Consider the following 11,132-nt stretch of genomic DNA (forward strand, 5'->3'; position numbering starts at 1 on the left):
GGTCAAACGGCTTGGCCAGGATCGGTGCCTTGCGGGTGATCGGGCTGCCAGACTCGAGGATCTCGGCCGGGTAGCCACTGATGAAGATCACCTTCAGGTCTGGTCGCAATTTCACCGCGGGCTCGGCAATCTCCACGCCGGAGATACCACCCGGCAAACGGAAGTCCGTCACCATCAGGTCCAGGTGCGGTTTGCTGGCCAGGATCGCAAACGCCTGCTCGCCATCTTCGGCAACCAGCACGTGGTACCCCTCACCCGCCAGGTAATCGCGCAAAATCATGCGAATCGCCGGTTCGTCCTCGACGACCAACACCACATCTTGTGCATCTTCACTCATGTTAACGCCTTGAAATTCTTACAGTTGGCCATCAGACCCCAAGCTTACGCAGAGGTTGCCCGCGCCTGGTCGTTTTGTTCTTTGAATGTTGCCAGCGGCAATTGCAGGGTGAATGTGGCGCCCTTGCCTTCCTCGCTTTCAACGTGTATCCGCCCACCATGCGCTTGCACGATCTGCTCGGATATGTACAACCCCAGCCCCAAGCCCCCGCTGGCTTGCAGGGCAGCGACCCGTTCGAACTGCTGGAAAATGCGCTGCTGGTTGGCCGCGCTTATCCCAATGCCGTGATCCTGAACCTGCACCCAGGCCATCCCCGCTTGCTCGAACACCCGTACCTCCACCGGCTTGCGCTCGCCGTAACGCATTGCATTGGACAACAGGTTGGCCACTACTTGTTCAATCCGGAATTCGTCCCACTCACCCTTCAATCCTTCACACCGCTGCAGTTCGATGTGGGTGTCCAGCGCCATGGCTTGCGCGGTGAAGTTTTCCACCAACCCACGCACCAGTTGACCGAGATCGAACAGCCTGGGGCGTAGCGACAATTTACCGGTGCGGATGCGTGACACATCAAGCATGTCCTCGACCAACCGGATCAGGCTGTTGATCTGCCGCTCGTCGCGTTCGACCATCGCTTGCAGCTTGTCGGCGCTGAAGGCTTCCAGGTTGCCCCGTGCCAGGTGCATCTTGCGCAACTGGGTTTCCAGGATCAGGCCATTGAGCGGTGTGCGCACCTCATGTGAGACGATCGACATGAAGTCGTCACGCATGCGCACTGCATGTTCAAGCTCACCTCGCGCCACCTGTAACTGGCTGAGCAGCAGTTCCTGCTCCTGGCGGCTGTGCTCCAGGGCTTCCAATTGCCGGCCAAGCACCTTGCGCTGGCGGAACAGGTCAACAAACACCGAGACTTTGCTTTTCACTGCCAGGGTGTCGAGCGGTTTGTGCAGAAAGTCCACGGCCCCGCTCTCGTAGCCTTTGAAGGCATAATTCATCTCGCGGCCCGCCGCGCTGACGAAAACGATCGGGATATTCTTGGTCTTGTCGGTGCCGCGCATCAGCTCGGCAAGTTCGAAACCGTTCATGCCCGGCATCTGCACATCGAGGATGGCCAGCGCGAACTCGTGCTCAAGCAGCAACGACAACGCAGCTTCGGCAGACTGGGCCTGGTGCACTTCGCGGTCTTCGCCCTGGATAAGGGCATCGAGCGCCAGAAGGTTTTCCGGCAGGTCGTCGACGATCAGCAGTTTGGCGATGGTGTGGCTTAGCATGCGCTGTATTCCAAGGTCGCGAGCAGCTGCCCGATACCACTCAGAGTAAGGATATGGTCGGGCTGATGCAGGGCCAGGGCGGCCTCCGGCATCAGGGAGACCTGTGCGTCGCGAGGGTCCTGGACGATCGTGCGGCCCCCGTTGTTCTTGATATAGGAAAGCCCTCTGGCGCCGTCTTCGTTGGCACCGGTGAGCAGCACGCCAAGCAGGCCCTCGCCATAGGCATCGGCCGCCGAGATGAACAGGAAATCGATCGCTGGACGGGAGAAATGCACGGGGTCTTCCTGGCTCAGCGACAGCGTGAGGTCGTGCTCCACCGACAGGTGGTAACCCGGCCCCGCCACGTAGATCCGCCCGCTGCTGATCTGCGCCTTGTCAGCGGCCTCGCATACCGGGCGATGCAAGCGACGCTGCAGCACTTCGGCCAGTTGGCTGTGGCGGTCGTCCGGCAGGTGCAGCACGCAAAGCACAGGTATGGCGAACGCTGGCGGCAACGCGCCAAGCACCTCGAACAATGCCGCCACACCGCCCGCCGAGGCGCCGATCACCACTGCGCGTACGCCGTTCATGATTTACGGAAGATCCGTTCGGGCTTGACCAGCGGCTCGAAACGATCGCTGTAGGCCGAAAAATCCACCGACTCCTTGCTGCCCAGCACCAGGAAACCCCGATGGCAGAGCGACTCATGGAACAGCCCGAGGGCGCGGTCCTGCAGCTCTTTGTTGAAGTAGATCAGCACATTGCGGCACGACACCAGTTGGGTCTCGGAGAATACGCTGTCGGTGGCCAGGCTGTGGTCGGCGAAGGTCACGTTATCGCGCAGGCTGCTGTCCATGATGGCGTTGCCATAGGCCGCTGTGTAGTACTCGCTAAAGTCACGACGGCCGCCGGCCAGCCGGTAGTTTTCTTCGTACTCGCGCATGCTCTGCATCGAGTAGATCCCCTGCTTGGCCCTGTCCAGCGAATGCGGGTTGATGTCGGTGGCGTAGATGATGGTGCGCTCAAGCAGCCCTTCCTCACGCAACAGGATGGCCATGGAATACACCTCCTCCCCCGTGCTGCAGCCCGCGATCCATACCTTGATCGAAGGCCAGGTACGCAGCAGCGGCACCACTTCGTTGCGCACGGCAAGGAAGTGGTCAGGGTCGCGGAACATCTCGCTGACGGGGATCGTCAGGTACTGCAGCAACTGCATGAACATGCCGGGGTCGTGCAGCACGCGCTCCTGCAGCGCCGACACCGTGAGGCAATCAAACTGGCGCAGCGCATGCAGGATCCGGCGCTTGATCGAGGCGCCGGAATAGTTGCGGAAATCGTAGCTGTACTTGAGATAGATGGCCTCGATCAGCAAGCGGATTTCGATGTCGGTGTTACGTTCGCTAGTCAAATTCGCTCCAGTTGCGGCAGCCATACACGAATCAACGAGAACAAACGGTCCAGGTCAATCGGTTTGGCCAGGTAATCATTGGCGCCGGCCTGCAGGCAACGCTGCTGGTCATCCTTCATGGCCTTGGCGGTCACGGCGATGATCGGCAGTTTGCGCCAGCGCGCTTGCTGGCGGATCAACCGGGTGGCCTCGAAGCCGTCCATTTCAGGCATCATCACGTCCATCAGCACCAGGTCGATGTCATCATGCTGCTCCAGGCGCTCGATGGCCTCGCGGCCGTTACGGCCAATCTCGACGATGGCGCCCTTGTGCTCCAGGGCACTGGTCAGGGCAAAGATATTACGCACATCGTCGTCCACCAGCAGCACCTTGCGCCCCTCGAACACCTTGTCGCGGCTGCGGGCGGTCTTGAGCATGCGCTGGCGTTCGTTGGACAGCTGCGATTCTACCTTGTGCAGGAACAACGTCACTTCATCGAGCAGGCGCTCCGGCGAACGCGCGCCCTTGATGATGATCGACCGCGAGTACTTGAGCAGATCGGCTTCTTCTTCGCGGGTCAGGTTGCGCCCGGTGTACACGATCACCGGCGGGAAGGAACGGATATCCTCGGCGGTCATGCGCTTGAGCAGCTCGTTGCCGAGCATGTCCGGCAGCTTGAGGTCGATGATCATGCAGTCGTAGATGTTCTCGCGCAACAGCGCCAAGGCATCCTGAGCCATGGCCACGGCAGTGATCTCGACGTCGTCGTCGCCAATCAGCCGGGCGATGCTCTCGCGCTGCAGGTCGTCGTCCTCCACCAGCAGGATATGCTTGAGCTTTTGCGTCAGCTTGGCTTCCAGGCGCGCGAAGACTTCCTTGAGCTCCTCACGACTGGTGGGTTTTACCGCATACCCCACCGCCCCCATGTGCATGGCTGCCTCGACGCGGTCTTCCACCGAAATGATGTGCACCGGGATATGGCGGGTGCCGGCCTGCTCCTTGAGCCGCTGCAGCACGGTCAACCCCGAGTGGTCGGGCAGGCGCATGTCCAGCAAGATCGCATCCGGTATGTATTGGGCCGCCAGCTCGAAGCCTTCGTCGGCGCCATGGGCCACCAGGCAGCTGTAGCCCAGTTCGTGCGCAAGGTCGAACAGAATGCGGGCAAAGTTTGGCTCGTCTTCGATCACCAGAATGCAACGGGAATCGAAGGGGGCATGCTCGCGGTCGTCGGCAAAGGTCGGTACCAGGCGCATGGCGGCAGCGGCCACCGGCACTTGCGGTGCTGGCGGCAACGCGTCGACGGCGGGGCGCAGGCTTTGCGGCTCGATGTCTTCGGCATCGGCGGCATAGCGTTCCGGCAAAATCAGGCTGAACACACTGCCTTGGCCTGGGCTGCTCTCGACATTGATCTGGCCACCGAGCAGATGCGCCAGGTCCCGGGAGATCGACAGACCCAGGCCAGTGCCACCATAGCGGCGGTTGCTGGTGCCATCGACCTGGTGGAAGGCGCCAAAGATCGCCTGGTGCTGATCGGCAGCAATACCGATACCGCTGTCACGCACGGCGAACACAATACCGCTGCCAGGCTGGTAGCTGACGTTCATGCTGACCTGGCCACGCTCAGTGAACTTGATGGCGTTGGACAGCAGATTCTTGAGGATCTGCTCCAGGCGCTGACGATCCGTGAACAGCGTGGCCGGCACCTGCGGCTCGAGCTTGACGTCGAAGGCCAGGCCTTTGTGGCCGGCAAGTGGCTGGAACATGCCGCGCAAGCCTTCGGCCAGGCGCTCGACCTGGGTGGTCTCGGGGCGCACTTCAAGCTTGCCGGCCTCAACCTTGGCAATGTCGAGAATGTCGTTGATCAGGTTGAGCAGGTCGTTGCCTGCCGAGTAGATGGATTCGGCGAACTTGACTTGCTCCTCGCTGAGGTTGCCCTCACCGTTTTCTGCCAGCAGTTTGGCCAGGATCAACGAGCTGTTGAGCGGCGTGCGCAGCTCATGGGACATGTTGGCGAGGAATTCGGACTTGTACTTGCTCGATCGCTGCAAGTCGTCGGCGCGGGCCTGCAGCTCCAGCTGTGCCCGGCCCAGCTCTTCGTTCTTGCGGTCCAGCGCATCGGTGCGTTCCGACAACTGCTCGTTGGTCTGCTCAAGCTCAGCCTGTTGGGTCTCCAGGTGGGCCTGGGACTCCTTGAGCACCCGTGACTGCTCTTCGAGCTCTTCGTTGGCAGTCTTGAGCTCTTCCTGCTGCACCTGCAGCTCTTCATTCAGCTGCTGGGTTTCGGCCAGCACTTCCTGCAGCCGCTGACGATAACGGGCACTCTCGATCGACATGCCCAGGTTGCCGCCGACCCGTTCCAGCAGCTCTTCATCGCGCTCCTGCAGGGGGCGCAGAAAGCCCAGCTCGATCACCCCGTTGATCTGACCGTCCTCGGTGGCCGGCATCAGCAGCGCACTGCGAGGCAAGCCGCTGCCCAGGCCGGAACTGAGGCGATAGAAGTCTTCCGGCAGGTTGTCCAGGCGCAACAGGCGGCCTTCACGCACGGCCTGAGCCAACAGGCCGTCGTGGTCCAGCCTGATCTGCTCGCGCGCCTGCTCTTCGGCGCCCAGGCCATAACAGGCCACCCGGACCAGGCGGCCATGCTCATCGCGCACATACACGGCGCCCACTACACTGCCCAGATAAGAAGCAAAGAAGCGCAGGATGTTGTCACCAAGCATGGGCAAGGTCAGTTGCCCGAGCACCTGCTGAGCCAGCTGGGTCTGGCCGTTGCGCAACCAAGCCTGCTGCTCCAGGCGCTGAGCCGAGCGTTGCTGGGCCTGAAGGTTCTCATCATAGCTGGTCGACAGCGCCACCAGGTCTCGACGACCCAGGTAAGCCAGCAAGGCGCTGAGGCCAACGATGAACAGCACGAAGGCCGAGATCGCCGTCACAGTGACAGAGCTGACCTTTTCGTTACGGGCCATGCGCAGTTGCTGTTCGGTGCTGATCAGGCCATCGAATTCCTTGCGGATTTCATCGGTGATGCGCTTGCCCCGGCCGTTGCCGATCGAGGCCTGGTAATCGCCCTGGCTACGGCGCAGGTTAATCATCTCGTTGCCGAAGTCGTTCCAGGCCTGCTGCAAAGCAATCAACCGGTCGATACGGTCGACCTGCTGCGGGTTGTCCTCCACCATGCCCCGCAGGCTTTGCAGGCTGCCGAGAATACGTGGCTTGGCCACCTCGTAGGGGTCAAGGAAACGCTCGTCACCGGTGATCAGGAAACCGCGCATGCCGGTTTCCATGTCGATCGACAGCTTGACCGCTTCGTTGGCATTGCCGATGACCCGATCGGTGTGTTCGACCCACTGCATGGCCGAAAGCAGGTAGTTGATCACCGCAACGAAGGCTACGGCCCCCAGCAGGCCCACCCCCAGGGGGAGGCCGATGTTGCGGCTCAACAGCTTGCGAAAGCTTCGCTGGTCTATCGAGGCTGCTTGAATCATGAGAAAACGCCCGAGCAAAAAAAGTCCATTGGAAAGAGTGGCGGATCAACCGTTGTTGTTATCTGCCACTGCGCCGTCCTGATAAGCGAGTCTAACCAGCTTTGACGGGTCTGGCAGGGCATTTAGCCAGTATTTGAAGGCGGTGTGCGCCAATCGTTCCATCTGATTGCAGGGATCGGTATCCTCGGGAACTTCTGTTGTCACTTGGCGCACAGATAAAAGACATTCATTTGTACAGGATCCGAACCATGCATCTTCTTGTAGTCGAAGACGACGACATCGTACGCATGCTGATGGTCGAAGTGCTCGACGAGTTGGGCTACACGGTCATTGAGGCTGAAGACGGCGAAGCCGCCCTGCAGGTGCTCGCAAACCCAAGCCAGCCGCTGGAACTGATGATGACCGATGTGGGTTTGCCGGACATGCGTGGCGATGTGCTGGCAGGCAAAGCGCGCGAGTTGCGGCCACTGCTGCCCGTGCTGTTCGCCAGTGGTTATGCCGACAGCATCAATGTGCCCGAGGGCATGCACCTGATCGGCAAGCCGTTCAGCATCGACCAGTTGCGGGACAAGGTGGTGGCCATTCTGGGTCACCCGTGAAATCGGTGTCGCCTGCTTCGCGGGCTTGCCCACTCGCACAAAGACCGCAGGGTTTCGAACGCCGTGACGGTCCTGTGGGAGCGGGTTGACCCGCGAAGAGGCCGGCACAGGGCACACAACTCACAGCTCCCTGCGCAACAAATAAGTATCCATGATCCACCCCTTACGCCGCCTCTCCTGTTCACGCACTTCCAGTATCCGCGCCTTCACCTCCTGCAACGGCCCGGCAATCAGCACTTCATCCTCGGTACCCAGGCAAGCGCCCCAGTAGATCACCAACCCCGGATCATCGAGCTGAGCAAACGCGCACTGCCCGTCGAGCATCACCACCACGTTGTCGATAGGCCCATGCCCAGCCAGGCGCCGCCCTGGCAGCACGGTCAGCGGCTCGCCGATGCGGTTGAGGGGCACCTGATGACGCGCCGCCAGCGCCTGTACACTGCTGATGCCTGGAATGATCTGCAAGCGCAGCGCCACGCCGCGCTCGCGGACCAGATCGAGAATCCGCAGGGTACTGTCGTAAAGGGTCGGCTCGCCCCACAGCAGAAAGGCGCCGGTTTCGCCGTCGCCAATCTCCTGCTCGATCAGTTGGGCATACAGCGCAGCACGCTGCCGGTGCCAGTCCTGCACCGCACCCAGGTAGTCATCTGCCTGGCCATCGCGCAGGGGGTCGGCGACCTGCACCAGGCGATAGCCACCCTCGGGGCGGTAGCGCTGCACAATGGCTTTGCGCAGGCGTACCAGCTCATCCTTGTCGCTGCCCTTGTCGAGCACGAAAAACACGCAGGCGCGGCGCAGTGCATCGACTGCTTCATAAGTGACCTGGCGCGGGTCACCCGCACCGATCCCGATCAACAACAGGTCTTTCATTGCTTTGCCCTTTGCGGGAACCAGCCGCCATTGTCAGGCGGCTACCGGTATTTGGCAAAACGCCCGCTTAGAAAACCGAGAAGTTGTAGCTGACAATCACCCGTGTTTCATCCATGTCACGCGCCCACTTTTCATAATTGCTACGGTAAGTGGAATTACGCAGGCGCACGCTGACATCCTTGAAAGTGCCACTTTGCACCTGGTACTTGAACTCGGTGTCGCGTTCCCATTCCTTGCCTTCGGCCCTGCTGCCCGGCACCTTGATATTGTCGCCATTGATGTAGCGGGTGAAGAAGGTCAGGCCGGGCACACCCAGCGCCTTGAAGTCATAGTCATAACGCACCTGCCAGGAACGCTCCTGAGCGGCGGCGAAATCGTTGACCTGAGCATAGTTGACCAGATACGGGTTGCTGCCATCCAGGTACGGCATGGCGCTGTCGCCATACATCCGCTGCCAGCCGGCACTGATCTTGTGGCCACCCAGGCTGTAGCCGAGCATGCCGCTGAAGGCGCGATGGTCGATTGCACCGGCGCGGGCATTGCCAATGTCATCACTCTTGATCAGGCGCAGGTCGGCCGACAGGCTGCCCAACGCCAACGGCTGGCTGGCCACCAGGCCGAGGAAGTGCTGGCGGTAAATATTTTCCAGCTTGGCCACCTGGTACTGGGCGCTGATTCGCTCGTTGAAGCGGTAGTCGACACCGGCCAGGTCAAAGTGGTCAGCTTCGATATCGCAGGCATAGCGCTTGTTCTTGCAGTGCACGCGGATGTCCTGGCGGTCAGTGGAATCCCGCGCGGTGTATTTGTCCAGGCGGGCCAGGGTGAACTTCAAGTCGCGCACTTCTTCAGAAGTGAGCATGGCGCCATGGAACAGGGTGGGCAGCAAGCGGCCGTCGTTGTATTTGAGCAATGGCACATCAGGCATCATCGAGCCGTATTTGAGCACGCTCTTGGACACCTTGACCTTGGCCGCCAGCCCCATCTTTGCATATTGGTCAACCGAGTGCCGCGGGTCATGACCGGAAGAAGGCAGCAGGCCACTGTTACTGTCTGCCGGACTCGAGTCCAGTTTGAAGCCGAACATGCCCAGCGCATCTACGCCAAAACCGACCGGCCCTTGGGTATAACCCGACTGCACATTAAGGATGAAACCTTGCGCCCATTCTTCCCGCTTGGAAGCGCCTTGGCTGGAACCGCTTTGGCCATCACGAAAATCCCGGTTGAAATAAACATTGCGTGCTTCGACCTTGGCACTGCTGTCTTCAAGAAATCCGGTGGCCTGGGCGTTGACGCCGGCACACAAGAGGAACAGGCCGGCAACACGGCGCCCAGGGGCGAGGGGGAAAGGGGCAAACATGCGAAGACACATCCAGAATCAAAGGCGGGATACACACTGCGGCACGAACTGGCCACGGCACTGCGACAAGGCCGAACAATCAACGGCCATCATCTGAAATGATCGCGCAACGGCGCTGGCGCGCGCCATTGGACCATGGTCTAGACGAACCGCTGGGGAACGGCAAAAAAACCGTGAAATAGCGCGCGCAAAACTAGGAAAGTTCCCGCCTTACTTACAAAAGTTTGCTGTTTACCCAGTCCCGATGAATGTCTACACTCACTATCAGCGAACAGCAGACCCCACCTGCGTGGCTGGCGTTTTATGTAGTTTTAATGTTCGTCACGCCCTGCCACGACCGACGTACAGGAGTGATTACAGTGTCCAGACTTGCAGAGTTTCGTGCTGCCGAAAAAGCGCTCCAGGAGCAGATGGCGCAACTGGAGGCATTGAAAAAGGATGCCGGCCTCAAACGCGAAATCGAATTCGAGCAGAAACTAGTCGGCCTGATGAAAAGCTATGACAAGAGCCTGCGCGATATCATCGCCATCCTCGATCCCAAGGCGGTAGCCAAGACTAGCGGCCCAGCGCCCAAGCAACAGCGCCGCCCACGCGTGGTAAAGGTTTATCAAAACCCGCACACCGGCGAGCGGATCGAGACCAAGGGCGGCAACCACCGCGGCCTCAAGGCCTGGAAAGAACAGTATGGGGGCGCCACGGTGGAAAGTTGGGTACGCTGATGAAACGTCAACGCACACTTCACACTTTTTTCACAAGGGCTGGCTCAATATCGAGACAGCTAAAGGACTAGCGACCCCACGCGCCCGCACATGCGGGCCTCTAATTCCAGCGCCCTGCCCCGTGCAGGGCGCTTTCATTTGCGCAATCGGCGCACTTCCGTATCATGGCCAGCCTGTCTGTTTTGCCGGTGCCCTGCGCCCGGCCCCGTCTCAGGAGTTCCCATGAGCCTGCACGATCTGCACACCCTGCCTGGCGTCACCGCCCAACCGGATGCCGCTACCGCCCACTTCGTCTTCAACCACACCATGTTGCGCGTCAAGGATATCGAGAAGTCGCTGGACTTCTACACCCGGGTACTGGGTTTCCGCGTGGTGGACAAGCGTGACTTCCCTGAAGCCGCCTTCAGCCTGTACTTCCTTGCCCTGGTCGACCCGGCGCAGATTCCCGCTGATGACGCTGCACGCCACCAGTGGATGAAGTCGATCCCTGGCGTACTGGAGCTGACCCACAACCACGGCACCGAAAACGATGCTGAGTTTGCCTACCACAACGGCAATACCGACCCGCGCGGGTTTGGCCACATCTGCATTTCGGTGCCGGACGTGCGCGCCGCCTGTGCGCGCTTTGAAGCACTGGATGTGCCGTTCCAGAAACGCCTGCAGGACGGGCGCATGAACCACCTGGCCTTCGTCAAGGACCCGGACGGTTACTGGGTAGAAGTGATCCAGCCGACCGAGCTCAAAGGCTAAGCATTCATCGCTGTTCGCTCGTCGGGCCGGGAACTCCCGGCCCCTTGCTGTGGTATATGAAGGTAACGGCTTCACATGCCACAGCGAGGTAAGGACGATGCAATCTCTTCACTGTGAATACCGCGAGCACACCATCACCGCCAGCGTGATGCCCCACCCCGACTCCCCCCTGCCCTACGCCGCCGGCTGCCTGATTACCGCGCCCGACGGGCACACCAGCAAGCGCATGTCGATGCCGATGAGGTTTTTCTCCGACCTGGAGAACGCGCAGCATGTGTCGCTGGCCCACGGCCGCGCACTGGTCGACCAGCAGCTGGATGACGGGCACAAGCTGTTCTGACCCTTCCAAGGTTTGTACTGGCCCCTTCGCGGGGAAAA

The 11,132-nt window shown here is 60.5% G+C and carries 11 protein-coding genes; 4 read left to right on the top strand and 7 right to left on the bottom strand.

The genetic code is table 11. The features are described 5' to 3' along the window. The 5 genes from ACK1VC_RS16420 to ACK1VC_RS16440 all read right to left on the bottom strand — a co-directional run. Positions 1-337: response regulator (locus ACK1VC_RS16420; RefSeq protein ID WP_449117990.1), on the bottom strand; the 337-nt coding region annotated here is incomplete at its 3' end. A gap of 44 nt (positions 338-381) precedes the next feature. Next, on the bottom strand, positions 382-1,608 hold the full coding sequence (locus tag ACK1VC_RS16425) for a hybrid sensor histidine kinase/response regulator (RefSeq protein ID WP_191086715.1): 1,227 nt from the start codon (positions 1,606-1,608) through the stop codon (positions 382-384). Next, positions 1,602-2,177 carry a chemotaxis protein CheB gene (locus ACK1VC_RS16430; protein ID WP_016487626.1) on the bottom strand — a complete coding sequence of 192 codons (576 nt, stop codon included), beginning with the start codon at positions 2,175-2,177 and terminating at the stop codon, positions 1,602-1,604. Before ACK1VC_RS16430 ends, ACK1VC_RS16425 begins: the two co-directional genes overlap by 7 nt. After that, the gene (locus ACK1VC_RS16435) at positions 2,174-2,995 is read right to left on the bottom strand and encodes a CheR family methyltransferase (protein WP_016487627.1); all 822 of its coding nucleotides are present in this window, start codon (positions 2,993-2,995) and stop codon (positions 2,174-2,176) included. Before ACK1VC_RS16435 ends, ACK1VC_RS16430 begins: the two co-directional genes overlap by 4 nt. Next, entirely contained in the window at positions 2,992-6,459 is a 3,468-nt protein-coding gene (locus tag ACK1VC_RS16440; RefSeq protein ID WP_096426220.1) for a response regulator, read from the bottom strand. Before ACK1VC_RS16440 ends, ACK1VC_RS16435 begins: the two co-directional genes overlap by 4 nt. A 248-nt stretch (positions 6,460-6,707) precedes the next feature. Here ACK1VC_RS16440 and ACK1VC_RS16445 point away from each other — a divergent pair, with 248 nt between their 5' ends. Then, on the top strand, positions 6,708-7,058 hold the full coding sequence (locus tag ACK1VC_RS16445) for a response regulator (protein WP_016487629.1): 351 nt from the start codon (positions 6,708-6,710) through the stop codon (positions 7,056-7,058). 120 nt (positions 7,059-7,178) lie between these two features. On the opposite strand, the gene cobF is transcribed toward ACK1VC_RS16445, so the two are convergent. Beyond that, positions 7,179-7,928, bottom strand: coding sequence for a precorrin-6A synthase (deacetylating) (cobF, locus tag ACK1VC_RS16450; protein ID WP_016487630.1), 750 nt, complete (start codon positions 7,926-7,928; stop codon positions 7,179-7,181). A 67-nt stretch (positions 7,929-7,995) separates the two neighbouring features. Next, on the bottom strand, positions 7,996-9,285 hold the full coding sequence (locus tag ACK1VC_RS16455; protein WP_016487631.1) for an OprD family porin: 1,290 nt from the start codon (positions 9,283-9,285) through the stop codon (positions 7,996-7,998). A 359-nt stretch (positions 9,286-9,644) separates the two neighbouring features. Here ACK1VC_RS16455 and ACK1VC_RS16460 point away from each other — a divergent pair, with 359 nt between their 5' ends. The 3 genes from ACK1VC_RS16460 to ACK1VC_RS16470 all read left to right on the top strand — a co-directional run bounded on the left by ACK1VC_RS16460 (position 9,645) and on the right by ACK1VC_RS16470 (position 11,094). Continuing rightward, positions 9,645-10,004 (top strand): histone-like nucleoid-structuring protein, MvaT/MvaU family, encoded by a 360-nt coding sequence (locus tag ACK1VC_RS16460; RefSeq protein WP_016487632.1) that lies wholly within the window; start codon positions 9,645-9,647, stop codon positions 10,002-10,004. Positions 10,005-10,226: 222 nt separating this feature from the next. Then, a complete protein-coding gene (gloA, locus tag ACK1VC_RS16465) occupies positions 10,227-10,754 on the top strand; it encodes a lactoylglutathione lyase (protein ID WP_023048589.1) in 528 nt (175 codons plus the stop codon). A 97-nt stretch (positions 10,755-10,851) separates the two neighbouring features. After that, entirely contained in the window at positions 10,852-11,094 is a 243-nt protein-coding gene (locus ACK1VC_RS16470; RefSeq protein WP_191086717.1) for a hypothetical protein, read from the top strand. Positions 11,095-11,132: the final 38 nt, after the last annotated feature.

This window comes from Pseudomonas sp. XP2 (assembly GCF_053557975.1).